Origin of the sequence: Streptomyces sp. GbtcB7, from assembly GCF_019091445.1 — a bacterium.
Classification (GTDB): domain Bacteria; phylum Actinomycetota; class Actinomycetes; order Streptomycetales; family Streptomycetaceae; genus Streptomyces; species Streptomyces mirabilis.
In genome coordinates this window covers 103,334-129,029 of the sequence record NZ_JAGXJM010000018.1, presented here as the reverse complement: position 1 = coordinate 129,029, position 25,696 = coordinate 103,334, and the positions used below count along the sequence as shown (strand labels likewise).

Below are 25,696 nucleotides of genomic sequence, written 5' to 3'. Positions count from 1 at the left end.
GGGAGAAACGCTCCCGCGGTCACCGGCAGGTCACTGCTGACGGAGATCCTTCACCCGGCGGAGCTTGCCCAGTGAGCGCTCCAGGGTCTCCGGGTCGACGATCGCCACCTCGACGGTGACACCCACGCCGTCCTTGACGCCCTGGGCGATCGTCTTCGCGGCTGCCTCCCGCTGCTCGGTCCCGGTCCCGGGGCGCGCCTCGACGCGGACGGTCATGTGGTCCATCCGGCCGCGCCGGGTCAGCTGCACCTGGAAGTGCGGGGCGACGCCGGGCGTACGCAGCACGATCTCCTCGATCTGACTGGGGAAGACGTTCACACCACGCAGGATGATCATGTCGTCGGAGCGGCCGGTGATCTTCTCGATGCGGCGGAAGGCGGGCCGGGCGGTGCCGGGCAGCAGCCGGGACAGGTCGCGGGTCCGGTAACGGATGATCGGCAGGGCCTCCTTGGTGAGGGAGGTGAAGACCACCTCGCCCTCCTCGCCCTCGGGCAGCACGGCGCCGGTGAACGGATCGACCACCTCGGGATAGAAGTGGTCCTCCCACACGTGCAGCCCGTCCTTGGTCTCGACGCACTCCTGCGCCACCCCCGGGCCGATCACCTCGGACAAGCCGTAGATGTCGACCGCGTGGATGTCCATGCGCTCCTCGATCTCACGGCGCATCGCCTCCGTCCACGGCTCGGCCCCGAAGATGCCCACCTGGAGGGAGGTCGTGCGCGGGTCGACGCCCTGCCTCTCGAACTCGTCGAGCAGCGTGAGCATGTAGGACGGGGTGACCATGATGATCTCGGGCTCGAAGTCCTGGATGATCTGCACCTGGCGGGCCGTCATGCCGCCGGAGGCGGGGATCACCGTACAGCCGGCGCGCTCGGCGCCGTAGTGCGCGCCCAGGCCGCCGGTGAACAGGCCGTAGCCGTAGGAGATGTGCACCTTGTGCCCGCGCCGGCCGCCGGCCGCACGGATGGAGCGGGCGATCATGTCGGCCCACATGGAGAGGTCGTTCTCGGTGTATCCGACCACCGTGGGGCGGCCCGTGGTGCCGCTGGAGGCGTGGATGCGCCGCACGTCCGCCATCGGGACGGCGAACATGCCGAAGGGGTACGTCTCCCGCAGATCCGCCTTGGTGGTGAAGGGGAACCGCGACAGGTCTTCCAGGGAGCGGCAGTCGTCGGGCTTGATCCCGGCCTCGTCGAACTTCCTGCGGTACAGCTCCACATTGTCGTACGCGTGCCGCAACGTCGCCCGCAGCCGGTCGAGTTGGAGCTCCCTCAGCTGCTCGCGGGTGAGGCGCTCGCCCTCGTCCAGCAGATCCTGGGGAAGCGGCTCTCCCAGGCGGGCCGGGCGGGGTCCCGTGGCCGCGCCGGCCGTCGCTGCGGTGTTCATCGCGACTCCTTCGTCGTCGTGCCTCTGATACTGCGGCTGCGTCCGCGGAACTCCGCGATCACCTCGTCGCCGCGCAGCACGCTCACGTCGTAGATGCCGCTGCGGCCGAACCGGGTGCGCTCCCGTGACGTGGCCACCAGGACATCACCCTCGTACGCCGGGGCGACGAAGTCGATGTCGGCTCCGGCCGCGACGGTCACGGGTCCGTGGCTGTTGCAGGCGCAGGCGAAGGCGGTGTCGGCGAGCAGGAACAGATAGCCGCCGTGGGCGATCCCGTGTCCGTTCACCATCGCCGGCCTCACGGCCATCCGGAGCACGGCGGTCCCTTCACCCTGCTCGAGGAGCTCGATGCCCAGCGCGCGGGACGCCTCGTCCGCGGCGAACATCGCCTCGGCGGGCGTCGCCCCGGCCGATGTCGCCCCTGCGGCCTGCGTCACCTTTTTCACCACCTTGTGTCCCGACCGAACATTCGGTTAGCGTGCGGCACGGCCTAGTAATCCAGCATCACCACTGCCTGTCAAGAGGTGGAACGCATGCCCCAGAACCTCCGGCGTCCGGACTTCTTCGCCCGTCACCGCGCCCTGCTGGAGCAGGCGGTCGCCGCCACCGCGAGCCGCGGCCACTGGACCCCGTATCCGGAGTCGCCCAGCAAGTCGGTGTACGGGGAGGACGCGGCGAAGGCCGGGGAAGCGGCCTTCCATGAGCGGCTGGGCGGTCACTTCGAGCTGCCCGGTCACCCGGCGAGCGGCACGACATCCGCCACGGAGACCTCCCCCTACGGCTTCCCGCTCGGTGTCACCTACCCCCGCCTCGCACCGGACGAGGCCGTGGCCGCCGCGCGGGCCGCCACCGGCCCCTGGCGTGCCGCGGGCCCCGACGCCCGGGCCGGTGTGGCGGCGGAGATCCTGGCCCGGCTGAACGCCGCGAGTTTCGAGATCGCGCACGCCGTGCAGCACACCACCGGCCAGGCCTTCGTGATGGCGTTCCAGGCGGGCGGACCGCACGCTCAGGACCGCGGACTCGAGGCGGTTGCGTACGCCTGGGCGGAGCAGAAGCGCCATCCGGGGGCGGCCCGCTGGAGCAAGCCGCAGCGCAAGGGCGGTCCGCTGCTGATGGAGAAGAAGTTCACGCCGGTCGGACGCGGGGTGGCGCTGTTGATCGCCTGCAACACCTTCCCGACCTGGAACGGCTACCCCGGTCTGTTCGCCAGTCTGGTCACCGGCAACCCGGTCGTCGTCAAGCCGCACCCGGGCGCCGTCCTGCCCCTGGCGATCACCGTACGGATCGCGCGCGAGGTGCTGACCGAGGCAGGCTTCGACCCGAACCTGGTGATCCTCGCGGCGGAGGGCGCCGAGGAACGTAACGCCGCGGCGTACGCCCTCCACCCGGACGTGCGGATCATCGACTTCACCGGCTCCACCGCCTTCGGCGACTGGCTGGAGACCCACGCCCGCCAGGCCGCCGTGTACACGGAGAAGGCGGGCCTGAACACCGTCGTCCTGGATTCGACGGACGACTACCGCGGACTGCTGGGCAACCTGGCCTTCTCGCTGTCCCTCTACAGCGGGCAGATGTGCACCACCCCGCAGAACCTCCTCGTCCCCCGCGAGGGCTTCGCCACCGACCAGGGCGTGAAGACCGCCGACGAGTTCGCCGCCGACCTCGGCGCGGCGTTGGACAAACTGCTCGGCGACCCCGCCCGCGCGGCCGGCACACTCGGGGCGATCGTCAACGACGGGGTGCGGAAGCGACTGGAGGAGGCGGCCGGGCTCGGTCGTACGGTGCGGGCGTCCGCGCCGGTCGAGCACCCCGAGCACCCGGACGCGGTCGTCCGTACTCCGCTGGTGGCCCGGCTGGACGCGGACGCCGACCGGGAGAGCTACACGCGCGAGTGGTTCGGGCCGATCTCCTTCGTGATCGGCACCGACTCCACCGAGCACGGTCTGCGGATCTTCCGGGAGACCGTGCGCGCGCACGGCGCGCTGACCGCCGCCGTCCACTCCACCGACGAGGACGTGCTCGCCGCCACCGAGCTGGCGGCCCTCGACGCGGGAGTGCATCTGTCGGAGAACCTCACCGGCGGCGTCTTCGTGAACCAGTCCGCCGCCTTCAGCGACTTCCACGGCAGCGCCGCCAACCCGGCGGCCAGCGCCACCCTCTCCGACCCCGCCTTCGTCACCGGCCGCTTCGCCACGCTCCAGTCGCGTCGGCCCGCCACCGCCGAGGAACACACCGAGGAGTCCGCAGATGCCTGACGAGGTCTTTCTGATCGACGGCGCCCGCACCCCGCAGGGCCGGTACGGGGGCGCGCTGGCCTCCGTACGGCCGGACGACCTGGCGGCCCTGGTCGTCGGCGAGGCGGTGCGGCGCAGTGGGATCCCTGGCGAGGCCGTGGACGAGGTGATCCTCGGCGCGGCCAACCAGGCCGGTGAGGACAACCGGGACGTGGCCCGCATGGCCGTGCTGCTCGCCGGCCTCCCGCACACCGTGCCCGGTTACACCGTCAACCGGCTGTGCGCGTCCGGGCTGACGGCGGTCGCGAACGCGGCCCAGGCGATCCGGTCCGGGGAGGCCGACCTCGTCGTCGCCGGCGGTGTGGAGTCGATGACCCGCGCGCCCTGGGTGATGGCCAAGCCCGGCACCCCGTGGGCCAAGCCGGGCGAGGTGCACGACACCTCGCTGGGCTGGCGCTTCACCAACCCGCGTTTCACGGCCACCGACCGGGCCGTGCCGGCGGGCGCGGGTCCGGAGACGGCCAAGGTGACCCTGTCGATGGGGGAGACCGCCGAAGAGGTCGCCGCTCTCGACGGCATCACCCGGGCCGACTCCGACGCCTTCGCGCTGCGCAGCCACCAGCGGGCGGTGGCCGCGCAGGAGGCCGGCCGCTTCGACCGCGAGATCGTCCCGGTGCGGGTGAAGGACGGCGAGGTCACCCGCGACGAGGGCCCGCGCCCCGGTACGACCCTGGAGAAGCTCGGCACCCTGCGGACCATCTTCCGGCCGGACGGCATCGTCACGGCCGGTTCCTCCTCGCCGCTGTCCGACGGCGCCGCCGCACTGGTGGTGGCGAGCCCGGCGGCCGTCGAGCGGTACGGGCTCACCCCGCGCGCCCGGATCATCACCGCCGCCTCGGCCGGCGTACAGCCCAACCTGATGGGGCTCGGCCCCGTCCCCGCCACCGAGAAGGCCCTCGCCCGGGCCGGCCTGGAGAGCGGCGACCTGGACGCGGTCGAGCTGAACGAGGCGTTCGCCGCGCAGGCACTCGCGGTGATGCGGCGGTTGAAGCTCGACGAGGAGAAGGTCAACGCCGACGGCGGTGCGATCGCGCTCGGCCATCCCCTCGGCTGCTCCGGCGCCCGCATCCTGCTCACGCTGATCGGCCGGCTGGAGCGCGAGGAGGCCCGCCGGGGCCTGGCCACCCTGTGCGTGGGTGTCGGCCAGGGCGTCGCGATGCTCGTGGAGCGCGTATGAGCGCCGCGGACGAGTCTCCCGCTGGTCGAGGAGCGCGTATGAGCGCCGCGGACGAGTCCCCCGCTGGTCGAGGAGCGCGTATGAGCGGCATGTACGAGACGCTGCTGGTCGAGGAGCGCGACGACCGGGTCGTCGTCACCCTGCACCGCCCCGAGGCGCGCAACGCCATCAGCGGGCTGATGATCCGCGAACTGCACGCCGTGTGCGACCTGCTGGAACGTGACCCGAGGTTCCTGCTGCTGACGGGGCACGGCGGTGTCTTCGCGGGCGGCGCCGATATCGCGGAGTTGCTGCGACGCGGGCGCGACGAGGCCCTTCAGGGCATCAACAGCCGCCTGTTCGAGCGGGTGCGCCGACTGCCCATGCCGACCCTCGCCGCCGTCGACGGCTGGGCGCTGGGCGGCGGCGCCGAACTCTCGTACGCCTGCGATCTGCGCATCGCGGGACCGGACGCGGTGTTCGGCAACCCCGAGCCGGGGCTCGGCATCCTCGCCGCGGCCGGAGCCTGCTGGCGGCTGCCCGAGCTGGTCGGCGAGTCGGTGGCCAAGCAGGTACTGCTCGCCGGACGGAACCTGGACGCGCGGGCGGCGCTGGCGGCCGGGCTGGTCATCGATGTCGTACCGGCCGACAGGCTCCTCGACGAGGCGCACGCGCTGCTGGACCGGATGGCCCGCTCCTCGGCCGCGGCCCTGCGCCTGACCAAGCTCGTGGTCGACTCGCCGGGCGCCCATCCGGTCGCCGACGACCTGGCGCAGGCCGTGCTGTTCGAAGGACAGGACAAGCGGGAGCGGATGACTCGCTTCCTGGAGAAGAGGAGCAGCGCATGAACACCGCCGCGACAGGCACCGCGTCCGCGCCCTCCGTCGTGGGCGTGATCGGCGGCGGCCGGATGGGCGCCGGTATCGCCCAGTCGTTCGCGGCCGCGGGCTCGTCCGTGACCGTCGTGGAGAGCGGCGAGCACGCCGCGGCCGCCGCGCTGGACCGGGTCGCCACCGGGCTGACGCGGGCCGCCGAACGCGGCAGGCTCGACGCGCCCGCCGAGGACGTGCTCGGCCGGGTCTCCGTCGTGGGCTCGGTCGACGAGCTGCCGCGGACGTCCGATCTCGTCGTCGAGGCCGTCCCGGAGGACGCCTCGCTCAAGGCCCGGCTGCTCGCCGCCGCCGAGCGGGCCCTGAGTCCGGCGACCGTCCTGGCCAGCAACACCAGCTCCTTGTCGGTCACCGACCTCGCGTCGGCGCTCTCCCGCCCCGGGCGCTTCCTCGGCATGCACTTCTTCAATCCGGTACCGGCCTCCGAGCTGATCGAGATCGTCGTCGCCCCGGAGACCGAGGACGCGACCGTAGGGCTGGCGCTCGCCTGGACGCACGCCCTCGGCAAGAAGGACGTCGTCGTCAAGGACTCCCCCGGGTTCGCCAGCAGCCGCCTCGGCGTGGCGCTGGGCCTCGAGGCGATCCGCATGGTCGAGGAGGGGGTCGCAGGTCCGGAGGCCATCGACGACGCCATGCGTCTCGGCTACAAGCACCCCATGGGCCCGCTGCGCCTGACCGACCTGGTCGGACTGGACGTACGCCTCGCCATCGCCGAGCACCTGCATGCCACGCTCGGGGACCGCTTCGCGCCGCCGCGGCTGCTGCGTGACAAGGTCGCGCGCGGCGAGCTCGGGCGGAAGACGGGACAGGGTTTCTACACCTGGCCCTGAGCGGCCCCGGCCGCGCCTCGGCCCCGGATCCCGCGCCCTGGTCACGGGTTCTGGTCTCGTGCCCCGGCCCCGGGCCCTGCCCGGCCGGACGAAGGTCTTGCCCGTCCGGAAGAAAACCGTCACACTGGAACCGAACGAATGGTCGGTAGGGAAGCTGGTATCGATGACCACGACACACTCCGCCGCCACCGGCGCCGACGGCGTCGGGCCGGCGGCCGAAGAGCGGCTCCAGGAGCAGTTCGACGCGACCGTCGCGCGTGACCAGCGGGTCGAGCCGCGCGACTGGATGCCCGACGGCTACCGCAAGACGCTGATCCGGCAGATCGCGCAGCACGCGCACTCGGAGATCATCGGCATGCAGCCGGAGGGCGAGTGGATCACCCGCGCGCCGTCGCTGCGCCGCAAGGCCATCCTGTTCGCGAAGGTCCAGGACGAGGCCGGGCACGGGCTGTATCTGTACTCGGCGGCCGAGACCCTGGGCGCGGACCGCGCCGACCTCACCGAGCGGCTCATCGAGGGCCGGCAGAAGTACTCGTCGATCTTCAACTACCCCACTCTGAGCTTCGCCGACGTCGGCGTGATCGGCTGGTTCGTCGACGGCGCCGCGATCTGCAACCAGGTGCCGCTGTGCAGGAGTTCCTACGGCCCCTACGCGCGCTCCATGGTGCGGATCTGCAAGGAGGAGTCGTTCCACCAGCGCCAGGGGTACGAGCTGCTGCTGACCATGATGCGCGGCACCGACGCCCAGCGGGCGATGGTGCAGGACGCGGTGGACCGCTGGTGGTGGCCGTCGCTGATGATGTTCGGGCCGCCCGACGACAACTCCCCCAACTCAGCCCAGTCCATGGCCTGGAAGATCAAGCGGCACAGCAACGACGAACTGCGCCAACGCTTCGTGGACATGACCGTCCCGCAGGCCGAGAAGCTGGGCGTCGTCCTGCCCGACCCCGAGCTGCGCTGGAACGAGGAGCGCGGACGCCACGACTTCGGCACCCCGGACTGGGACGAGCTGATGCGGGTCATCAAGGGCGACGGACCGTGCAACGCCGAGCGGATCTCCCGGCGGCGCACGGCCCACGAGGAGGGCGCCTGGGTCCGTGAGGCGGCCACCGCCCACGCGGCCAAGCAGAGCGAGCGAGCCCGGAAGGAAGCGGCGGCATGAACGACATCGACGGCAAGAAGGACGGCTGGCCGCTGTACGAGGTGTTCGTACGGGGCAAGCGCGGACTGAACCACGTACACGTCGGCTCGCTGCACGCCGCCGACGACGCGATGGCCCTGACCCACGCCCGTGACCTGTACACGCGTCGCAACGAGGGCGTGAGCATCTGGGTGGTGCGCTCGGAGCACATCGCCGCCTCCACCCGCGACGAGAAGGACCCGTTCTTCGCGCCGAGCGCCGACAAGGTCTACCGCCATCCGACCTTCTACGACATCCCCGACGACGTCCCGCACATCTGAGGAGCAGGGCATGAGTGACGACCACGTCTACCTGACCCTCGCCGAGGGACACGAGGACGACACCCGCTGGGCGTACGGCACCGGCTTCGAGGACCCCCTGCACGGGGTCGACACCACCGTGCCGGACGGGCTCGACGCCGCGGAGCTGGCGGCCTCCTGCGTCGAGCTCGCCGACGACGCGCTCGTGTGCGCCCAGCGACTGGCCGAGTGGACCACCCGTGCCCCCGAGCTGGAGGAGGAGGTGGCGCTCGCCAACATCGGCCTCGACCTGCTCGGCCAGGCCCGCCTGCTCTACGCGCGCGCCGGCCAGGTGGACGGCACGGGCCGCGACGAGGACGCCTACGCCTACTTCCGCGACGCCGACGACTTCCGCAACGTACGCCTGGCCGAACTCCCCAACGGGGACTTCGCGTTCTCCGTCGTGCGGCTCCTGGCGCTGTCCAGCTGGCGGCTCGCACACTTCGAGCGGCTCGCCGCGCACCCCGACCCGGTGCTCTCCGCCATCGCCGCGAAGGGCGTCAAGGAACTGGCCTACCACCGCCAGTACGCGGCCGAGTGGGCCGTGCGACTCGACGACGGTACGGCGGAGTCCCACCGCAGGATGCGTACGGCGCTGGAGCGGGTCGCCCCGTACCTGGGCGAGTTGTTCACGGCCTACGACGTACGGGACGAGGTCGTCGCCGTGCTGCGTCAGGTGACCGAGGCGGGCGGACTGCCCATGCCCGTGTACCGGCCGCTGCCCGGCTCCGGACGCGCGGGCGAGCACACCGAGCATCTGGCGCCACTGCTCGCCGAGTTGCAGAGTGTGGCCCGCGCCCACCCGGAGGCGACATGGTGAGCGTACTGACCGAGGTGCGACGGGCCCGGCACATCGCCGAACAGGTGCCCGACCCCGAGCTGCCCATGCTCACCCTCGCCGACCTGGGCGTGCTGCGCGAGGTGTCGCTCTCCCCCGACGGCACGGTCGTCGCGAGCCTCACGCCGACCTACTCGGGCTGCCCGGCGATGGCGGAGATGCGCGCCGACGTGGCCGCGCGGCTTGCCGCCGCCGGGTACGAGCGCGTCGAGATCCGTACCGTCCTCGACCCGCCGTGGACCACCGACTGGATCACCCCGGCGGGCCGCCGCAAGCTCACCGAACACGGGATCGCCCCGCCCGGCGCCGCGCCTCGGCGCCCGGCCGGTCCGGTGCCGCTCGTGCTGACCACCACCCGGCGGGCCGCCGTGCCCTGCCCGCGCTGCGGCTCGGCGGACACGGAGGAGACGTCCCGCTTCGCCGCCACGTCCTGCAAGGCGCTCTGGCGCTGCCGCGCCTGCCTGGAACCGTTCGAGTACGTCAAGGAGATCTGATGGACGACCTGATGGAGTCGGCCGCCCCCGCCCCGGCGGTACGCCCGCGTACCCGCCGTCGGCCGGCCTTCCACTCCCTGCGGGTCGCCGCCGTGCAGCCCCTCTGCGAGGACGCGGCCGCGGTCAGCTTCGACATCCCGGCGGAGCTGGCCGAGGAGTTCGCCTTCGCCCCCGGGCAGTCGCTCACCCTGCGGCGCGAGATCGACGGCCGTGACGAGCGCCGCTCGTACTCCATCTGCTCTCCGGCCGGATCGGTGCCGCGCATCGGGGTGCGGGTGGTGCCGGGCGGCCTGTTCTCCGCCTGGCTGGTGCGGGAGGTGCGCCCCGGAGACATGGTCGAGGTCATGGCCCCGACCGGCGCTTTCACGCCCGACCTCGCCACCCCCGGCCATCATGTGCTCATCGCCGCGGGCTCCGGCATCACCCCCATGCTGTCCATCGCCGAGTCGGTGCTGGCCGCGGACTCCCGCTCGACGGTCACCCTCTTCTACGGCAACCGGCGCACCGACACCGTGATGTTCGCCGACGAGCTGGCCGACCTGAAGGACCTCTACCCGGCCCGTTTCCAGCTCGCCCACGTCCTCTCCCGCGAGCCCCGCGAGGCCGAGGTGCTCTCCGGCCGACTGGACGCCGAGCGGCTGTCGGCGCTCGTCGGTTCGCTGGTCGACGTGGCGGGCGCGGACCACTGGTGGCTGTGCGGCCCGCACGGCATGGTCCGCGACGCCCAGCGGGTGCTGGCCGGGCTCGACGTGCCGGCCGACCAAATCCACCAGGAGCTGTTCTACGCCGACGACGAGCCCGTGCGGGAGGTGCACCACCAGGACACGGCCACCGTGGGCCCGGTCAGCGAGGTCACCATCACGCTCGACGGCCGCTCCACGACCGCCGCCCTGCCCCGCGGTCGGAGCATCCTCGACGGCGCCCAGAAGACCCGCCCCGACCTGCCCTTCGCCTGCAAGGGCGGCGTGTGCGGCACCTGCCGGGCCCTGGTCACCGACGGCAAGGCCGACATGCGCCGCAACTTCGCCCTGGAACCCGCCGAGGTCGACGCGGGGTATGTCCTTACCTGCCAGTCGTTCCCGGTCACGGAGACGCTCGCCGTCGACTACGACAGCTGACGCGGTCGTCCATCGCCATCACGATCACCATCGTCGGGAATGGTTGTGGCAGCTCGGCGTGACATCCGTCACGCCGACTTCCCGTATCAACGTGGCGCGGTAGTACATGACGCCCGGGCGATATAGCCAGACTTGCCACCCGCAATCCGACATACGTGCGCATGTTCCTCCGGCGTATGCCAAACGCGGTCGCGTCACGCCGCCCGCCAGGCACATGAAGCCTCCTGACGGAACGTCAGACCATGCCGCGCTCCGGTCAGCCGGGTCTGCACACCCATGCGCCCGATTCAAGGACGTTCGGGTCTACGAGGCCGGGTAGTAGTAGCGCTCGTTGCCGCTTACTCACGCAGGTTTTAACAATGGCGGCCCCTAAGGGCGTCACCACAGCTCAGGCACGGTGTCCGTGCGGAGCCGGCCCACCGGTGGCGCCCCCGCGACGACCGAGCGAGGCCCGCATGAGCAAGCACCGCAGGAAGACGCGCCACCGGCAGATCACCATCGCTGCCGTCGTGCTCAGCGCGCTGGCAGTACCGACCGCCGCCATGGCGTGCATGAACGACCAGAGCGCCGCGGGCGCCGCGTCCTCCAGTCACTGGCAGGGCTGGAAGCACTGGCAGAACTGGCAGAACGCGTCCCTGCAGGAGCGCGCGTCCCTGAAGGAGCGGTGGAAGGGCGGCGGGTGGACCGCTCAGACCCAGGAGCCGACTTCGCAGACCACCACCGCGCCCACCGCCCCCGCCGCGCCTGAAGCGCCGGCCGCGACGGAGCCCGCCGCGCCCGAGGCACCCGAGGCACCCGCCTCCACGACTCCTGCCGCACCGGAGGCGCCCGCTTCGACGGCACCCTCCCAGCCCGAGGCCCCTGCCTCGTCGGCACCCGCCACACCCGAGGCCACCGCCAGCGCGTCCCCGAGCACCGCGGGCACGACGGCCCCGGCATCCGCCGCCGTGGCTCGTGTCCTGACCCTGGTCAACAGTGAGCGCGGCAAGGTCGGCTGCTCCCCGCTGACCCTGAACGCGAAGCTCTCGAAGGCCGCCCAGGATCACAGCGCGGACATGGCGAGCCACCAGAACATGTCGCACACGGGCTCCGACGGTTCGGACCCCGGTCAACGAATCACGACCGCCGGCTACACCTGGAGTGCGTACGGCGAGAACGTCGCGTTCGGATACTCCACCCCCGAGGAGGTCATGGCGGGCTGGATGTCCAGTCCCGGCCACAAGCGCAACATCCTGGACTGCGGCTTCAAGGAGATCGGCGTAGGTCTCGCACAGCCCGGCAGCTACTGGACGCAGGACTTCGGCACGGCCCGTTGACCTACGCCTCGCGGCGGCCTTCGTCAGCCTCCTCCGTTGCGGCCGCACGGCGTGAAGGAGCCGAGCGGAACACCCGGGTCCACCGGTTCGCCGACCCGCTCGGCGAACCGGATTCGGCTGCCCCGGGACGGGACGGAGCCGGGGCAGCCGTCGCGACCGGCCTCGGCCGCCGGTTCGGGAACGGCCGAGTATGGAACGCCCGGGTAAGGAAGGGCCGGGTCGGCGACTGCCGGATCGGCAACCGCCAGGCCGCGAACCGCCGGATCGTGCACCGCCGGATCGGCAACCGCCAGGCCGCGAACCGCCGGATCGTGCACCACCGGATCGGCAACCGCCAGGTCGGGAACTGCCAGGTCGGGAACTGCCGGGTCCTGAACCGCCGGGTCTTGGACCGCCTTATCGCCAACCGCCGGGTCGGCAACCGCCGGCTTGTGGAGCAGGAGCAGCGCCGCGTCGTCGTGCAGTCGGCCGCCCACATGCGCCAGCAGTTCGTCGTGCAGCGCGGTGAGCGTGCGCGCCGGCTCGTCGCACAGGTGGCGCGCCAGCCCCTCGGCCAGCGGGTAGAACTCACGGTGGTGGTTGCGGGCCTCGGTGACCCCGTCGGTGTAGAGCAGCAACTGATCCCCGTCGGCGAAGGGCAGCACCTGGAGGCTGGGAGTCTCGCCCGTGAGAGCGCTCAGCCCGAGCGGCGGCGCGGGATGGGTGGGATCCACCGGCACGACACCCCCGGACGCACGCACCAGCAGCGGCGGCGCGTGTCCGCAGTTCACCACCTCCAGATGCCCTGCCTGCGGGTATCCGGCCACAACGGCGGTGACGAAGTCGTCGGTACCGAGGTTGCGCGCCAGGCTCCGCTCGATCCTGGCGACGACGGCGAGGAGGTCGGGCTCGTCATAGGCGGCCTCCTGGAAGACACCCAGGACCAGTGCGGCGGTACTCACGGCCGGCAGCCCCTTGCCGCGCACATCCCCGACGATCAGCCTGACGCCGTACGGAGTGGGCAGCAGCGCGTAGAGATCCCCGCCGATACGGGCCTCCGCCGCCGCCGCGCTGTAGCGGACCGCCACCTGAAACGGCCCGACCGTCGCCGGTACCGGCCTGAGCAGCGCGTGCTGGGCGGCCTCCGCGACCGAGCGGACCGCCTCGAGCACCCGCTCACGACGCCCCCGCAGCGCGCCGGACAGGCCACTCGCGAGAGTGACGGCCGCCAGCGCGGTCAGCACGGCCACCACTTCGCGGCCCGGCACACCGTCCCGGATCCCGAGCGCGGCACCCAGCACCGCGGCGAGGAGACCGACGCACAGGACGCCGCGCGGCCCGCTGGTGGTGGCGGCCAGCGCGGGCCCGGCCACGAGCAGGGAGAGCCAGATCACGCCTGCTCCGCCGACGAGGCCGACGAGCACGACACCGAGGACGATCAGCACGGACAGTACCGGCGTACCCGAAGCCAGGTGTGCGGCGGCGCGTGTCCGGGCCGACGCCCCGGGACCGGCCACGCGGTTCCTGATCGGCCCTATCGGCCAGTGGTCGCCACCATGGTCTCGGACCTGACTCATGTTTCGTCCGCAGTCCTCACCGTGCGTCGCCCGCACTCCGGAAATGTCTGTTTCATCCAGGAAACGGGTTCGGCTCGGGCGCGGCAAGGACAGGGATTTCAGATAGTGAGCGACAGGCTCCTGGTCACGCGGTTCGCGGTCGGCGCCAACCGCTCCAGAACCTCCTCGAGCCGGGAGAGCCGGTTCACCGGCAGCGAGATGCCGAGCGAGCCGAGCGTCTCCCCGCTGTACACCGGCACCGCGACACACACCGTCCCCAGCGCGTACTCCTCCAGATCCGTGACGGCCGGAGCCATCGGCGAGGAGTCCAGCCGCCGCAACAGCTCCGACGGACTCGTGATCGTCCGCGGCGTGAGATCCGCCAGGGAATGCCGCGAGAGGTAGTCCTCGCGCGACTCGTCGTCCAGCTCCCGCAGCACACACTTGCCCAGCGCGGTCGCGTGCCCCGCGTCCTCCATCCCCACCCACAGATCCACCCGCGGCGCCCGGGGACTGTCGACGATCTCCGCGACCCGGATCTCACCGTCCTCGTAGAAGGTGAGATACGCGGCAGCCGCGATCTCGTCCCGCAACGCCGCCAGCGTGGGACGCACCCGCCCCAGCAACGCCTGCCCGCGCCCCGAAGTGTGCAGCGACTGCACCTTGTCCCCCAGCACGAACCCGCCGTCGTCCAGCTTCCGCACATAGCCGTCGTGCACCATCGTCCGCAGCAGGTGGTACGCCGTGGCCAGGGGCAGCCCGGTCTCCCGTGCGAGATGCTTCGCCGGCACACCGTTCTCGTGCGCGCCCACCGCCTCCAGCAGACGGAACGCCCGCTGCACGGACGTGATCAGCGTGGGGCCGTCACGAACACCCATACGACCAGCCTGCGCCGGACACGCCGCACGAGCAAGGCGGCAACCGCTTCACCCGACTCCGCGCACGAATCCGGCATACGGCCGATGCCCTGGCTTGAGGGCGGAACGGCGCCGCGGGAGGCTGGAGACGACGCCCGCGATGTGCGCCTGGTGTCCTCCGGGCGCTCCTCAGGGCTCCGCCGAGGCGAGGACGAAGGTAAGAACCCATGGATAGCGAGCACGTCGCATCCGGAGGAAAGGTGCCGACGCCCGTACCGGAGGACACCGCGGTCGTGGTCGACGCGCGGGGGTCGGTCATGGTGTGGAGCGCCGGAGCCACCCAGCTGCTCGGCTACGCACCCGAAGAGATCGTGGGCCGCCACGCCACCGACCTGCTCGCCGCCGACCTGCCCGCCTCCGCGCGGCGCCACATCGCCGACGGACGCCAGTGGGCCACCGAGGTGGCCCTTCGGCACCGGGAGGGGGGACGTGTCGTGGTGCGGCTGCGGGGAGCGCCGCTGGTGGACGCGGCGCGCCGGAGGCTCTGGCTCGTGACCGGCGCGGCGCTGACGAACCCTGCCGGACCGTCCGACCCGAACGCGGCCGCGATGTGGGGCCGCACGCTGGCGCAGCTCCCGCTGCCGGTTGCGGTCTACGACCTCGATTCGCGGCTCGTGGCCGCCAACGAGGTCATGACGCGGGTGATGGGCAGGACCGAGGAGGAGATGCGGGGCCTGACGCTGTGGGAGATCGAGCCGAGCTGGCCCTTCGACGAGTACGACCGTCTCCAGCGGGAGGTGCTGCGCACCGGAGAGACGATCTTCCATGAGCAGCACGGCCAGGCTCCCGGCGAGACGCGGGAACATGCGTGGTCGATGTTCTTGTCGCCGTTGAAGGACGAGAACGGCACGGTGGACGGGCTGTCGGCGACCGTGTTCGACACCACCGAGCAGTACTGGGCCCGACAGCGCCTGGCCGTGCTCAACGACGCGAGCCTCCGCATCGGCAGCACGCTGGATGTGACCCGAACGGCCGAAGAGCTGGCCGAGGTGGCTGTGACGGGGTTCGCGGACTTCGTCACCGTGGACCTGCTGGAGTCCGTGGCACAGGGCGAGGAGCCCCGGTCGGTGCCGCCCGGCGAGTCGGTCGCGGTCCGCCGCGCAGCGCAGCGCTCGGTGCTGATGGGATGCCCGGAGTCGGTGGTCGCCTCGGGCGGCACGAGTCTCTACCCGGCGGATTCGCTGCCGGTGCTGGCGCTGGTCAGCGGCCGGGGCACCCGGCACCGGTCGGACGATCCGGTGCTGCGGGCGTGGGTCGAATCATCCCCGGCCCGTGCCGAGACCGTGGGCAAGTACATGATCCACTCGGTGATGATGGTCCCGCTGCGGGCCCGGGGCGTGACCCTGGGCATGGTGCACTTCCTGCGGCACCGGACGCCGGAGTCCTTCGGCGAGGACGACCTGCTGCTCGCGGAGGAGATCGTCGCCAGAGCGGCGGTGAGTGTGGACAACGCCCGCCGCTACACCCATGAACGCCGCACGGCGCTGGCACTCCAACGCAGTCTGCTGCCCGAGCGGCCACCGGCTCTCACGGCGGTGGAGGTCGCCTACCGATACCTCCCGGCCGGTTCCGGAGCCGACATCGGAGGGGACTGGCTCGACGTGATCCAGCTGTCCGGCGCGCGGGTCGCCCTGGTCGTGGGCGATGTGGTGGGCCATGGCATTCAGGCCTCGGCCACGATGGGGCGCCTGCGGACCGCCGTACGGACTCTCGCGGATGTCGACCTCGCACCCGACGAGTTGCTCACCCAGCTCGACGACCTCGTCATCAGGCTCGACCGGGAAGAGGGTCCGGAGGCGCGCGGACGGGCGGAGGAGACGTCGGGTGAGGTCGGGGCCACCTGTCTGTACGCCGTGTACGACCCGGCGTCCCGCCGCTGCACCCTGGCCCGTGCCGGGCATCCGCCGCCCGCCCTGGTCACCGCGGACGGCACCGTGCGGTTTCTGGACCTGCCCGCCGGGCCGCCGCTCGGCCTCGGCGGCCTGCCGTACGAGTCCACCGAGGTGGAGCTCGGCGAGGGAAGCCTGCTCGCTCTCTACACCGACGGCCTGGTCGAGGCCGCCGACCGGGACATCGGCGTCGGGCTCGAACTGCTGCGCCGGGCGCTCAGCAGTGCGGCCGACACGCTGGAGGAGACCTGTGACCAGGTGCTGAGCACCGTACTGACCGGCCGTCCCGCCGACGACATCGTCCTGCTCCTGGCCCGTACCTCCGCGCTCGACGCCCGGCAGATGCGGACCTGGCACCTGCCGCGGGACCCCGCGGCCGTCGCCGGGGCCCGCAAGGTGGCAGTCGAACAGGTGGCCGCGTGGGGGCTGGACGAAACGGCGTTCGCCACCGAGCTGATCGTCAGCGAACTGGTCACCAACGCCATCCGCTACGGCGAGGCGCCGATCCGGCTACGCCTCATCCGCGGCTCCACGCTCATTTGCGAGGTCTCTGACGGCAGCAGCACCGCCCCGCACCTGCGCCGGGCCCGGGTCTTCGACGAGGGCGGGCGTGGGCTGCTGCTGGTTGCCCAGGTCGCCGAGCGCTGGGGCAGTCGTCAGACCCCCACCGGCAAGACCATCTGGGCCGAACAGCCACTGCCCGCCTGACACCGGCACGACCCCGCGCCGCCACCGGCGCCGACCGTGGCGGTGGTGACGGTGGTGGCGGGCTCACGGCACCGGTCGTACGTCGGGCGGGCGCCGCCGGGCGGAGTTCACGAGCCGGTCGGCGAGCGCGACGACGAGATCGCGGAGCTCGTCGGGTCGCTCGATCACGAAGGGCAGATCGAGCGACGCGAGCACCGGAGGCAACCAGTCGAGCCGTTCCGCACGCAACCGGACACGCGACCAGAGTTCGGAATCACCGTCCGCCCGGCGCGCTGCCCGCGGCTCCTCGACGATCGCGACGCTCGCCGGAAGCCGGACACGGATCTGCTCGACGGTCCCCCGGATCCACAGGATCACTTCGTGCCGGTACGGAGCCTCGGCGAACCCCGACACAACGCGCCGCGCCGGATCGAGTCCCGCGGGCGGCTCGAAGGAGCCGGGCAGGGACCTCGCGTCCGCGATGCGGTCGAGCCGGAACGTGCGGTCCTCACCGCTCTCGGGCTCCGCACCGGTTACGTACCACCGGCCCGAGTGGACGACGAGCCCGTACGGGTGCACCGTGCGGGCGCTGTGCCGGCCGTCTCCGGCGGTGTACCGGATCGAGATCGGCCGGCGATGGCGGATCGCGTCGGCGATCGAGAGCAGGACCGCGCTCTGCGGTGCGGCTGTCTCGTCGGGCGGAGCGGTGAAGGCGAGGGAGTCGAGCACGGCGTCGAGCCTTTGGGCGAGGCGCTTGGGCAGGACCCGCCGGATCTTGGCCGTGGCCGTCTCATGGGCGGTGCCCGTGGTCGTCGGCAGCCCGGCTCGGCGACCGGCGATCAGGCCGAGCAGCACGGCCAGCGCTTCGTCGTCGCCGAGCATGAGCGGAGGCATGCGCCGGCCGGGAGCGAGCCGGTACCCGCCGTAGCGGCCGCGCACCGATTCGACGGGCACGTCGAGGTCGACCAGGTGGTCCACGTACCGGCGCACGGTGCGTTCGTCGACGTCGAGTCGCTCGGCGAGTTCGGCGGCTGTCCTGATGCCGCCCGACTGCAGGAGCTCCAGCAGGGTGAGGACGCGAGCTGTGGGCCTGGGCACGCTCAGAAGTATCCCCGCAATACCGGGCGGAATGTGTCCGCTATCCCTCCTAGCCTCCGTGAGTACGCATCCCACCGAACTCACCGGGAGATCATCGTGAACCTCGTCTCGATCCGCGTCATCACGGGCGATGTCGCACGCCTCGTCGACTTCTACGAGCGCGCGACCGGCACCCGGGCGAACTGGTCCCACCAGGACTTCGCCGAACTCAGGACGGCGTCAGCCACTCTCGCGATCGCCGGCATCCGCACCGTGCCGCTGTTCGCGCCTGACGCCGCCCGTCCGTCCGACAACCGGTCCGTGATCATCGAGTTCCTCGTCGACGACGTGGACGGCGTGTACGAGAACCTGACCAGCTTCGTGGAGGACTTCGTCAACAAGCCCACCACCATGCCTTGGGGCAACCGTTCACTGCTGTTCCGCGACCCCGACGGCAACCTCGTCAACTTCTTCACCCCGGTCAGCCCCGACGCCGTCAAGAAGTTCGCTTCCTGACGGCGCCGAGGCGGGGCTGTCAGGTTGGGCTATGCCACGAAGGTGACCCCTCGCGCCGTGGTCATGAGCGGCGTGCGCGGCGGGACGCGTACACCGCCCCGGCACCGAGGGCGACCACCAGGGCCGCGCCGCCCGCGAGGGTGCCGACCGGTGCGCTCGCACCCGTCTCCGCCAGCGGCGGCCCGCTGTCGCTGGGCGACGGCTCGGGGGTGGCGGGCGGCGTCGACGCCAGCGGGGGCACGTCCGGCGTGGTGGGAGGCGTGGTGGAGGGCTTGGGGCTGGTCGGAGGCGGGGTCGTCTCCTCGGCGGGAGGCTGTCCGCCCGCGGGAGTCGTGGGCGTGACCGGGGTGGCGGGAGTGGTCGGGGTCGGCTCCGACGGCGTCGGGGTGGGCGAGTCCGACGGGCCGGGGGTGCACGGCTGTTCGCCCCCGTTCCACGCCGCTATGAGGTGGTAGGGGGTGACGACGTTGTCGGGCTCGTAGGGCACGGGGCCGTGCCCCTCCCCCGTCTTCCCGTCGTAGGTGATGTCATCGCCGTACAGGTCGATCTGGCCGTAGCAGTCCGGCGTCTTCACGGTGAGTTTCTGCCAGGTCCGCTTCGCGTCGTCCGTACCGGCGACGTCGTCGGCGGTGAGGTAGACCGTGGCCTTGTCGACCAGGCTCTGGTGTCCGGAGACGTACCAGTTCGGCCCCTCGGTGGTGTATTCGGCGAGGGACACGGGGTACTTGCAGCCCTCCCCGACCGTCTGGCCCGGAGCCAGCCGGACCTGGACGCTCCCGGGAACGGTGTCCCAGAGATGGAACCCGCCCTGCGAGGTCCAGTCGGCGCCCACGACGTTTCCGTCGGCGCCGACGATGCGGTACTGGACCGTGGCGGACTCGCACGCCCCGGTGGTCGTGGCACTGGCCACCCCCGCACCGAGCAGGGGCACGGCGGTGGTGGCGAATGCGGTTGCGGCGAGCACAGCCAGAGTTCTGGAGTGTTGCGAACGCGACAAGATGAGCCTCTGTGAAATCGAGAGTGTGGGAGGTGATGGCGCGCGAGTGACCGAAGCGGACGGCAGAACTGGATGACCCGACGCAGGAACCGGCGGCAGGCATGCCACCCAAGCCACTCGTGTCGCTTCGCTCACTTCAGACGCGGCGAAGCGAGCTGGATTCTTCCAACTTTTAACAACTCCCGTCAATCCTTCACGGGTTGGCCACTTCCTCCACGGAACACACCCCGGCGGTAGGGGACTTACGACACGAGAAGGCCCCCGGATGGTTCCGGGGGCCCTCACTCGTGTGGCGGTTCGTGTCAGCTGGGGACGGCGACCCGTCCGCTCGCGGCGGCCGTCACCGGCTTGGGATTCAGCAACCGCTCGGCCAACTCGCCGAAGACCAGGCCGAATCCGCCCCACAGGACGGTCTGGATGGCCAGTGCGGAAAGACGGAACCGCCACAGCAGGGTGGCCGGGAAGTCCTTCGGCACCTCGTTGATGACCGGCAGGAACGCGTACGCCAGACCGATCACGACGGCGAAGGCGGCCACCGCGCCAACGGTGGCGTACCAGGTGCCGATCCTGGGTGCCAGACGCTTGCCCAGGATGGTGGCGGCGATCGCGAGGAGCACGCTGAGCACCATCATCAGGAAGTACAGGGTGGTCCGCTTGCCGATGGTGTCGGCGTTGCCGACCGACGGCGGGTTGGCCGGGTACTTCAGGAACGGCACCACGTACACGGCCAGCAACGCGCAGCCGGACAGCAGCAGTGCGGTCGCCCGCGGGCTGAAGCGGCCGACGCGGCCGAGCGCGAAGGAGAAGGCGAGCGCGGCGATGCCGCCGAAGGCGACGCCGTAGACCAGGACGCCGGTGGCGAGACCGGCGGTGGACTGCAGAGAGCGGGAGACGATCTCCATCTCGTGCTCGTGGGAGTGGGCCTCCTCGAAGCTGATCGCGCTGTCGACGTTCGGCTCACCGAGGAAGTAGGCGGCAACCAGGGCGAGCAGGCCGGCACCGAGGCCGGCCAGCATGCCCCGCACGAGCAGATTTCTTACCGTTGCGGAGTTCATGGCAGTGCTGGGGTTCCCCTCGGTCAGTGGCAGGGGAAGCCCAGAAGGTGGCGGGCGTCGTGGACCCACTCGTGGACGTCCGAGCCGGAGACGACGGAGGTGGCGCCCTGTTCGGCACCGACGAAGTACAGCAGGACGAGCATCAGGATGCCGAAGAAGACCGCCCACGGAGCTATCGCCTTGAGCGGCAGCTTGGCGGGGACGACGGGGGTGGTGGTTGTCGGCTGGGCGACGGTCTGCGCCATGGCAGGGCCTCCTCGGGAGTTCGCGTCCCATCTCGGTGGTGCACTGGACGACGGCTACGGGTCTGACTCACGCGAGGCCCCAGCGTGCTGGAGCCTCTCGTTCACAGTGGCGCGACCGTGCCGGTTTCCCACCGGCTTCCGTCTTGCCGTCATCGATATCGCACCGACCGTACCGCGTGTCGGGTGCGGGGCCAAGACCGCCCCACCTGGCGTGATCTTCCTCTCGCACCAGGTGGCCGGTCCCCGGTGAACAGCGGGTCAGCAGTGGCGGAACCCAGCTGAGTTCGGAGCCCCGGCCTCGCTCTCAGACCGAGGGGGACCGGTCCGCGTCCTGGGACTCGGGCGTGTCCGTCGTACGACCGAGCTTCTGTGCCTCCTCCAGCGTGCGAGCCCCGCGGAGGGGGGAGAACGTGAGCCAGAAGGAGACGACGAGGTAGGAGACCCCGACGGCCCACAGGGCCCTGCCGGGTGACAGGACGTCGGCCAGGGCACCGCCGACGACGGCTCCCAGAGGCAGCGTCCCCAGGGCGACAAGGCGATAGCTCGCGGTCACCGCGCCGATCTGGTGCTCCGGCGGAATGGCCTGCCGCAGGCTGACGGCGAACACGTTGAACAGGGCGACACCGAAGCCGTTCACCATCATGGCGACCGACGCGAGCACGGCGACGTACCCGCCGACCTGGCTGACGGCGGGTACGAGCAGCAGACCCACCGCGGCCAGTACCGCACCCAGCGCCAGCACACCGCCGACGGCCCAGCGTCGGGTGAGCCGGGTGGCGCAGAGCGAACCGATCAGGGCCCCCACACTGCCGATGCCGGTGATCACGCCCACGGTGGTGCCGCTCATGTCGAGGTCACGGACGGCGAACACCAGGAAGACGGTCAGAAAGGCCTTCTCGTGCAGGTTCGACAGGCCCGCCTGAACGCACAGGTCCCGGATCGGGCGCAGGGACCACGTGTAGCGCAGCCCGGAGCCGATCGCCCTCAGCGCCGACTCACGAGGCTGTTCGGGGGCCTTGACGCCCCGCAGCAGCAGACCGCTCACGGCGGCACCGGCGGAGCACGCGGCGGCCACCGTCAGGGTCGGCGACACCCCCAACTGGCCGACGAGGAAGCCGGCCGCGGCCGGACCGGCGAGGGTGCTGACCGAATACGTCGCCTGGTGCAGGCCGTTGGCCGCGGCGATGGAGTTCAGCGGCAGGAGCCTGGGCAGCGTGGACTGGTAGGCGACTTCGTAGAAGACGGTGGCGACACCGATCACGGCGGCGGCGACGACAAGTTGGCCGAAGTTCAGCCCGTCGGCCGCCTGGAACGCGGCGAGCACCGCAAGCGCCGCGCCATGGGCGACACTCGCGGTGACGAGGGTGCGCCGCGGCGGATACCGGTCGACCATGACACCGGCGATCAGCGAGAGCACCACGACGGGGACGAACTGCACCGCCGAGACGAGTCCCACGCCCGTGCCGTCGGCATGGAGGTAGGTGACCGCGATCAAGGGTAGGAGAAAACTGGTCAGCTGTCCGCCGAAATGCGCCGAGGTTTCTCCGAGCCAGATGTTGCGGAAGTCTTTGTTGTCCGCGATCAGGATTCGAATATCCTTGTCGAATATGGCCACCGCAACCCCCGGTCAAGTCTTCATGAAAAAAATCACGGCAACGCTAGCATGGCGCACCATGGTCCGCTAGCGTGCGGGTGGATGTCGTTGTTGCACCCCATTCACGGTAACAGGAGTCGCGGAATGTACGACCATTCAGGACTTATCGCCGAGGAAGTCGAACTGCTCCCGTCCGAGGAAGATGTCCGGCTTTATTCGGAGCGTGGCTGGTATTTGTCCGAGAAGCTGCTCACCGACGCCGAAGTGGACGCCCTGACCGACGCGAGCGAGCGCTACTACGCTGGTCAGCACGATCGGGAACTTCCGACACGGCCGGACCGACTGGCCGACTGGACCCCCGCCGACGGAGATGTCCAACGCAACAACGACTACATCCACTACCAGGACGAAACGATGAGGAAAATCCTAAGGAAACCCATCGTCGGGGCGGTGGCCGCCCGCTTGGCACAGACGCCTTCAATACGCGTCTTCCAGGCCACCCTGATCTACAAGCCGCCCATCGCCGAGGAGAAGTCGAACATTGTCTCCTGGCACTTCGACAAGTATTTCTGGCCCACCTGCTCTTCGGACGAAATGCTCACCGCCTTCATTCCGTTCCACGACTGCACCGAGGAGTCGGGCACGATCACCATGGTGAACGGAAGCCACCGCTGGCGGCATCGGCATGGCGCCGCCCGGCCGGTCGGTGATCCTCGGGATGTGGGACGCGACTATCTCCTGAACGGTGACGCGGAGCGAAACGGCGCCGTGGTCGAGAAGGTTCCGGTGCACATTCCCAAGGGACACATGACTTTCCACCACTGCCTCCTCTACCACGGCAGCGGCGCCAACCGCAGTCCGCGGCCGCGCCGGGCCATCTCGTTCCATCTCCAGGACGGGACGAACGCCTACCGCGACCACACCTTGTCCGACGGCCGGCAGGAGCCCTACAAACACGACTTCCTGGTCCGCAGGACTCCCGCCGGTCAACCGGACTACTCCGACCCGGAGTTCTGCCCGGTGCTGTGGCCCGTCCGCGAACCCGACGGCCCGGAGGCCTCCCTCACAGGGGAGTGACGCGGGTCAGGTCCCATTCCTCCTCGCTCATGCCGGCGCCCGCCTCCGCACGGACCGCGTCGGCGAGAGCCTGGTCCGCCACCGTGTCCCGTCGCAGTCCGGCGGGCGCGGTGGCCGGCAGGGGAACGACGGCCGCCCACAGGGGGTGCAGCGAGGCCCCCCGGTGAACCTTCGCCTTCAGGGCGGAGGGCCCGAGGTGGAGCGTGGTCATCGCGTTGCGCTCCATGTGGTGGAGCGGTTCGTAGTACACGGCGTTGAAGTACTCGTAGGCGTTGCGCGTCCGCTCGTAGTCGAAGCCGGCCACCCGGGCGTAGAAGGTGTCCCGCCAGGCGAAGCACAGGCTGGCGCCGACCAGTTCCCCCTTCTCGTCGACGCAGCGGAACACGGTGCTCAGGTCGTCCAGGCAGTTCGCCTGGACCGTGAGGAACGTGTGGATCTCCGCGAGGTCGAGGGAGGCGTTGTACCGGTCCATGGTCTGGCCGACCAGTGGCGCGAACTCGTCGACGCACGCGGACAGCGGGGCCGTCTCCACATGCAGCCCGGAGTCCGTGAAGCGCCGGATCTCGTACTCGCGCTTGCGGACGTTGCGGCCGAGCAGCTCACGGTAGGACTCGAAGGTGCCGCCGTCGTTGTGCACCACGGCCTCGGCGGCTCGCAGCTGCGCCCGCACCCCGAACCGGCCCGCGAGCAGCCGCAGACTGTCGGTGGTGAGGAAGTCGAAGAGCAGCGCGTCGCAGCCCAGCGCCGCGGCCCTCTCGGCGGCACCGGCGACCAGAGCGTCGAGTGCCTCCTCTGCCGTTCCGGGGTCCTTCGGCAGCAGAAACTCGTTGTGGTAGCCGGTACGGGTACCGAGTCTGAGCACGGCGTGGCCCTCGGACACGTCCGGCAGGGGCGGTGCGTTCTCCGACGGGAAGTCGTAGTACGGCGTCCCGGCGAGGAGTTGGCCGTCGGCCTCGACCGTGAGGTAACCCGGGGTGGCGAACTCGGGCCGCTCCTGACCCCGCAGCCAGGTATGGCTCTGGTAGAAGCAACTGCCCGGCGCGAGCGCGTCCCAGGCCTCCCGGTCGATGTCGTCGATCGTCTCGAAGTGCCTCACATCAGGCATGTGCCTTCCTCCCCTTGCTCACAGCAGCCAGTCGTCGGTGTTCAACCCACCCACCACGTACTGGCCGTACTCGGCGCCGAACGCCTCCGCCTCGGCCCGGTTGCGTTCGCGGACCTCTCTCTCGTCCGCCGCCAACGGCCGGTCCACTCCCACGAACACGCTGTACAGGGGATGCGGCTGGGCGCCGCGCGCCAGCTTTGCCTGGAAGGTGCCCAGACCGAGGTGGATCGCCCGCACGGTGCGGCCGGCGCCCGACTCGATGGGGTGGTAGAAGACCAGGTTGAAATAGTCGGCCACGTTGGGCACCGAGTAGTCGAAACCAGCCACGCGCGCGTACAGCGTGTCGCCGTGCCGGTATCGCAGGGCGAAACCGATGGGCTGCCCGGCGTCCTCGTCCAGGAGGAGCGTGCTGCGGTCACCGAGGTGGCGGCCCTGGCGGTCGTACACCGCTGCCGCGCGCTCCTCGCCGTACGCGTGTCCGTGCTTGCGCATCAGCGCGCTGTTGAGCGGGGCGATCTCCTTGACGACTTCGGGGAGGGAGACCTCCCGGATGGTCCGCCCGCTGCGGCCGAAGTCCCTTCTCTCCCGCCGGGCCCGGGGCCGTCGGCCGGAGGGCAGCCAGGCGAAGTAGTCGTCCAGGTTCTGCCACAGACCGACGGGCAGGACCGTCTCCACGTCGTGATAGAGGACCACCGCCCCGTCCTCGGCATGGGCCTCGGCGACCTCCAGCGCCTCCGCCCGCGGCAGGTAGTAGTACCCGAGCACGTCCGCTCCGGCGGTTCGGGCGAAGTCGAGGGTCCGCGCGGTGAGCGCCCGCACCGCCTGCGCGCGCTCCTGTGCCGTCACTCCCTCGCGGCCCGGCAGTTGGCCGCGGAACTCCGACCAGCCCGCGCCGAACACCATGGGCCGGGCGGCGAGTTGGGCGTGCCGCTCGTCGTCGATCAGACCGGCGAGCAGGTCGGCGGGGGTGTAGAGCAGGTGCGGCGGACGGGTGAACGCGTACGCCTCGGCTCCCGCGACCGGCGTTCCCTGCGCGTCGCGCGCCAGCAGATAGCGGGTGGCGGCTCCGGGCGGCAACTCCTCGGCGCGTACGCCGGCGAAGCCACTGCTGGAGTAGATCGTTCCGCCGATCACCAGAGCATCCCATTCCGCCGCCGGCAGCTGGTCAACGGAGTCGTACGAGGAGACGTGCATGGGGGAA

Annotated in this window: 23 protein-coding genes, 1 pseudogene and 1 riboswitch; of the genes and pseudogenes, 13 read left to right on the top strand and 11 right to left on the bottom strand. The window is 71.0% G+C overall.

Going from position 1 to position 25,696, the window contains the following annotated elements; all coding sequences use genetic code 11:
• Nucleotides 1-30 precede the first annotated feature (30 nt).
• Entirely contained in the window at nucleotides 31-1,386 is a 1,356-nt protein-coding gene (paaK, locus tag KVT44_RS28050) for a phenylacetate--CoA ligase PaaK (protein ID WP_190170974.1), read from the bottom strand.
• The gene (gene paaI, locus KVT44_RS28045; RefSeq protein WP_217569688.1) at nucleotides 1,383-1,772 is read right to left on the bottom strand and encodes a hydroxyphenylacetyl-CoA thioesterase PaaI; all 390 of its coding nucleotides are present in this window, start codon (nucleotides 1,770-1,772) and stop codon (nucleotides 1,383-1,385) included. Before paaI ends, paaK begins: the two co-directional genes overlap by 4 nt.
• A 147-nt stretch (nucleotides 1,773-1,919) precedes the next feature.
• Between paaI and paaN the strand changes: the two genes are divergently transcribed.
• The 10 genes from paaN to KVT44_RS27995 all read left to right on the top strand — a co-directional run bounded on the left by paaN (nucleotide 1,920) and on the right by KVT44_RS27995 (nucleotide 11,801).
• Nucleotides 1,920-3,641: a phenylacetic acid degradation protein PaaN gene (gene paaN / locus KVT44_RS28040; RefSeq protein ID WP_217569552.1), complete on the top strand. Its 1,722-nt coding sequence runs from the start codon at nucleotides 1,920-1,922 to the stop codon at nucleotides 3,639-3,641.
• Nucleotides 3,634-4,857, top strand: coding sequence for a thiolase family protein (locus KVT44_RS28035; RefSeq protein WP_217569550.1), 1,224 nt, complete (start codon nucleotides 3,634-3,636; stop codon nucleotides 4,855-4,857). Before paaN ends, KVT44_RS28035 begins: the two co-directional genes overlap by 8 nt.
• An 80-nt stretch (nucleotides 4,858-4,937) precedes the next feature.
• Entirely contained in the window at nucleotides 4,938-5,684 is a 747-nt protein-coding gene (locus KVT44_RS28030) for an enoyl-CoA hydratase/isomerase family protein (RefSeq protein WP_254649964.1), read from the top strand.
• Entirely contained in the window at nucleotides 5,681-6,556 is an 876-nt protein-coding gene (locus KVT44_RS28025; protein ID WP_217569546.1) for a 3-hydroxyacyl-CoA dehydrogenase family protein, read from the top strand. The genes KVT44_RS28030 and KVT44_RS28025 overlap by 4 nt, the downstream gene beginning before the upstream one ends.
• A gap of 163 nt (nucleotides 6,557-6,719) precedes the next feature.
• Nucleotides 6,720-7,718 (top strand): 1,2-phenylacetyl-CoA epoxidase subunit PaaA, encoded by a 999-nt coding sequence (gene paaA, locus KVT44_RS28020; RefSeq protein ID WP_217569544.1) that lies wholly within the window; start codon nucleotides 6,720-6,722, stop codon nucleotides 7,716-7,718.
• Nucleotides 7,715-8,017 (top strand): 1,2-phenylacetyl-CoA epoxidase subunit PaaB, encoded by a 303-nt coding sequence (paaB, locus tag KVT44_RS28015; protein WP_067360480.1) that lies wholly within the window; start codon nucleotides 7,715-7,717, stop codon nucleotides 8,015-8,017. Before paaA ends, paaB begins: the two co-directional genes overlap by 4 nt.
• Before the next feature lie 10 nt (nucleotides 8,018-8,027).
• A complete protein-coding gene (gene paaC / locus KVT44_RS28010; protein ID WP_217569542.1) occupies nucleotides 8,028-8,855 on the top strand; it encodes a 1,2-phenylacetyl-CoA epoxidase subunit PaaC in 828 nt (275 codons plus the stop codon).
• The gene (gene paaD, locus KVT44_RS28005) at nucleotides 8,849-9,367 is read left to right on the top strand and encodes a 1,2-phenylacetyl-CoA epoxidase subunit PaaD (RefSeq protein ID WP_217569540.1); all 519 of its coding nucleotides are present in this window, start codon (nucleotides 8,849-8,851) and stop codon (nucleotides 9,365-9,367) included. Before paaC ends, paaD begins: the two co-directional genes overlap by 7 nt.
• A complete protein-coding gene (gene paaE / locus KVT44_RS28000; protein ID WP_217569538.1) occupies nucleotides 9,367-10,485 on the top strand; it encodes a 1,2-phenylacetyl-CoA epoxidase subunit PaaE in 1,119 nt (372 codons plus the stop codon). The genes paaD and paaE overlap by 1 nt, the downstream gene beginning before the upstream one ends.
• Nucleotides 10,486-10,940: 455 nt before the next feature.
• Nucleotides 10,941-11,801, top strand: coding sequence for a CAP domain-containing protein (locus KVT44_RS27995; protein WP_217569536.1), 861 nt, complete (start codon nucleotides 10,941-10,943; stop codon nucleotides 11,799-11,801).
• Nucleotides 11,802-12,214: 413 nt separating this feature from the next.
• On the opposite strand, the pseudogene KVT44_RS27990 reads toward KVT44_RS27995, so the two are convergent.
• Nucleotides 12,215-13,357: pseudogene (locus tag KVT44_RS27990) on the bottom strand (PP2C family protein-serine/threonine phosphatase); the annotation flags it as partial.
• 98 nt (nucleotides 13,358-13,455) lie between these two features.
• A complete protein-coding gene (locus KVT44_RS27985) occupies nucleotides 13,456-14,214 on the bottom strand; it encodes an IclR family transcriptional regulator (protein WP_190170965.1) in 759 nt (252 codons plus the stop codon).
• A 206-nt stretch (nucleotides 14,215-14,420) separates the two neighbouring features.
• On the opposite strand from KVT44_RS27985, the gene KVT44_RS27980 reads away from it, so the two are divergent.
• The gene (locus KVT44_RS27980) at nucleotides 14,421-16,850 is read left to right on the top strand and encodes a SpoIIE family protein phosphatase (RefSeq protein WP_217569534.1); all 2,430 of its coding nucleotides are present in this window, start codon (nucleotides 14,421-14,423) and stop codon (nucleotides 16,848-16,850) included.
• A 63-nt stretch (nucleotides 16,851-16,913) separates the two neighbouring features.
• On the opposite strand, the gene KVT44_RS27975 is transcribed toward KVT44_RS27980, so the two are convergent.
• Nucleotides 16,914-17,927 carry a YafY family protein gene (locus tag KVT44_RS27975; RefSeq protein ID WP_217569532.1) on the bottom strand — a complete coding sequence of 338 codons (1,014 nt, stop codon included), beginning with the start codon at nucleotides 17,925-17,927 and terminating at the stop codon, nucleotides 16,914-16,916.
• A 96-nt stretch (nucleotides 17,928-18,023) separates the two neighbouring features.
• On the opposite strand from KVT44_RS27975, the gene KVT44_RS27970 reads away from it, so the two are divergent.
• Nucleotides 18,024-18,422 (top strand): VOC family protein, encoded by a 399-nt coding sequence (locus KVT44_RS27970; protein WP_217569530.1) that lies wholly within the window; start codon nucleotides 18,024-18,026, stop codon nucleotides 18,420-18,422.
• Between the two features lie 61 nt (nucleotides 18,423-18,483).
• Here the strand turns inward: KVT44_RS27970 and KVT44_RS27965 are convergent, their stop codons facing one another.
• The 4 genes from KVT44_RS27965 to KVT44_RS27950 form a co-directional block, all read right to left on the bottom strand.
• The gene (locus tag KVT44_RS27965) at nucleotides 18,484-19,386 is read right to left on the bottom strand and encodes a hypothetical protein (protein WP_254650002.1); all 903 of its coding nucleotides are present in this window, start codon (nucleotides 19,384-19,386) and stop codon (nucleotides 18,484-18,486) included.
• Between the two features lie 335 nt (nucleotides 19,387-19,721).
• Nucleotides 19,722-20,474, bottom strand: a complete 753-nt coding sequence (locus tag KVT44_RS27960) for a CbtA family protein (protein ID WP_095851049.1) — start codon at nucleotides 20,472-20,474, stop codon at nucleotides 19,722-19,724.
• A gap of 23 nt (nucleotides 20,475-20,497) precedes the next feature.
• Nucleotides 20,498-20,719, bottom strand: coding sequence for a CbtB-domain containing protein (locus KVT44_RS27955; RefSeq protein WP_054232543.1), 222 nt, complete (start codon nucleotides 20,717-20,719; stop codon nucleotides 20,498-20,500).
• A 34-nt stretch (nucleotides 20,720-20,753) separates the two neighbouring features.
• A riboswitch (cobalamin riboswitch) is annotated at nucleotides 20,754-20,902 on the bottom strand.
• A gap of 121 nt (nucleotides 20,903-21,023) precedes the next feature.
• On the bottom strand, nucleotides 21,024-22,334 hold the full coding sequence (locus tag KVT44_RS27950; protein WP_217569526.1) for an MFS transporter: 1,311 nt from the start codon (nucleotides 22,332-22,334) through the stop codon (nucleotides 21,024-21,026).
• A 123-nt stretch (nucleotides 22,335-22,457) separates the two neighbouring features.
• Between KVT44_RS27950 and KVT44_RS27945 the strand changes: the two genes are divergently transcribed.
• Complete coding sequence (locus KVT44_RS27945) at nucleotides 22,458-23,390, top strand: phytanoyl-CoA dioxygenase family protein (RefSeq protein ID WP_217569523.1); 933 nt, start codon at nucleotides 22,458-22,460, stop codon at nucleotides 23,388-23,390.
• Here KVT44_RS27945 and KVT44_RS27940 read toward each other — a convergent pair.
• Together KVT44_RS27940 and KVT44_RS27935 are read right to left on the bottom strand one after the other, a co-directional pair.
• Nucleotides 23,377-24,495 (bottom strand): GNAT family N-acetyltransferase, encoded by a 1,119-nt coding sequence (locus KVT44_RS27940; protein ID WP_217569522.1) that lies wholly within the window; start codon nucleotides 24,493-24,495, stop codon nucleotides 23,377-23,379. The genes KVT44_RS27945 and KVT44_RS27940 overlap by 14 nt on opposite strands.
• An 18-nt stretch (nucleotides 24,496-24,513) precedes the next feature.
• Nucleotides 24,514-25,689 carry a GNAT family N-acetyltransferase gene (locus KVT44_RS27935; protein ID WP_217569517.1) on the bottom strand — a complete coding sequence of 392 codons (1,176 nt, stop codon included), beginning with the start codon at nucleotides 25,687-25,689 and terminating at the stop codon, nucleotides 24,514-24,516.
• Nucleotides 25,690-25,696: the final 7 nt, after the last annotated feature.

Coding starts and splice junctions, on each gene's coding strand:
- paaK (WP_190170974.1), bottom strand. CDS start 1,386: ATGAACACCGCAGCGACGGCCGGCGCGGCCACGGGACCCCGCCCGGCC.
- paaI (WP_217569688.1), bottom strand. CDS start 1,772: ATGTTCGCCGCGGACGAGGCGTCCCGCGCGCTGGGCATCGAGCTCCTC.
- paaN (WP_217569552.1), top strand. CDS start 1,920: ATGCCCCAGAACCTCCGGCGTCCGGACTTCTTCGCCCGTCACCGCGCC.
- KVT44_RS28035 (WP_217569550.1), top strand. CDS start 3,634: ATGCCTGACGAGGTCTTTCTGATCGACGGCGCCCGCACCCCGCAGGGC.
- KVT44_RS28030 (WP_254649964.1), top strand. CDS start 4,938: ATGAGCGGCATGTACGAGACGCTGCTGGTCGAGGAGCGCGACGACCGG.
- KVT44_RS28025 (WP_217569546.1), top strand. CDS start 5,681: ATGAACACCGCCGCGACAGGCACCGCGTCCGCGCCCTCCGTCGTGGGC.
- paaA (WP_217569544.1), top strand. CDS start 6,720: ATGACCACGACACACTCCGCCGCCACCGGCGCCGACGGCGTCGGGCCG.
- paaB (WP_067360480.1), top strand. CDS start 7,715: ATGAACGACATCGACGGCAAGAAGGACGGCTGGCCGCTGTACGAGGTG.
- paaC (WP_217569542.1), top strand. CDS start 8,028: ATGAGTGACGACCACGTCTACCTGACCCTCGCCGAGGGACACGAGGAC.
- paaD (WP_217569540.1), top strand. CDS start 8,849: ATGGTGAGCGTACTGACCGAGGTGCGACGGGCCCGGCACATCGCCGAA.
- paaE (WP_217569538.1), top strand. CDS start 9,367: ATGGACGACCTGATGGAGTCGGCCGCCCCCGCCCCGGCGGTACGCCCG.
- KVT44_RS27995 (WP_217569536.1), top strand. CDS start 10,941: ATGAGCAAGCACCGCAGGAAGACGCGCCACCGGCAGATCACCATCGCT.
- KVT44_RS27985 (WP_190170965.1), bottom strand. CDS start 14,214: ATGGGTGTTCGTGACGGCCCCACGCTGATCACGTCCGTGCAGCGGGCG.
- KVT44_RS27980 (WP_217569534.1), top strand. CDS start 14,421: ATGGATAGCGAGCACGTCGCATCCGGAGGAAAGGTGCCGACGCCCGTA.
- KVT44_RS27960 (WP_095851049.1), bottom strand. CDS start 20,474: ATGAACTCCGCAACGGTAAGAAATCTGCTCGTGCGGGGCATGCTGGCC.
- KVT44_RS27955 (WP_054232543.1), bottom strand. CDS start 20,719: ATGGCGCAGACCGTCGCCCAGCCGACAACCACCACCCCCGTCGTCCCC.
- KVT44_RS27945 (WP_217569523.1), top strand. CDS start 22,458: ATGTACGACCATTCAGGACTTATCGCCGAGGAAGTCGAACTGCTCCCG.
- KVT44_RS27940 (WP_217569522.1), bottom strand. CDS start 24,495: ATGCCTGATGTGAGGCACTTCGAGACGATCGACGACATCGACCGGGAG.
- KVT44_RS27935 (WP_217569517.1), bottom strand. CDS start 25,689: ATGCACGTCTCCTCGTACGACTCCGTTGACCAGCTGCCGGCGGCGGAA.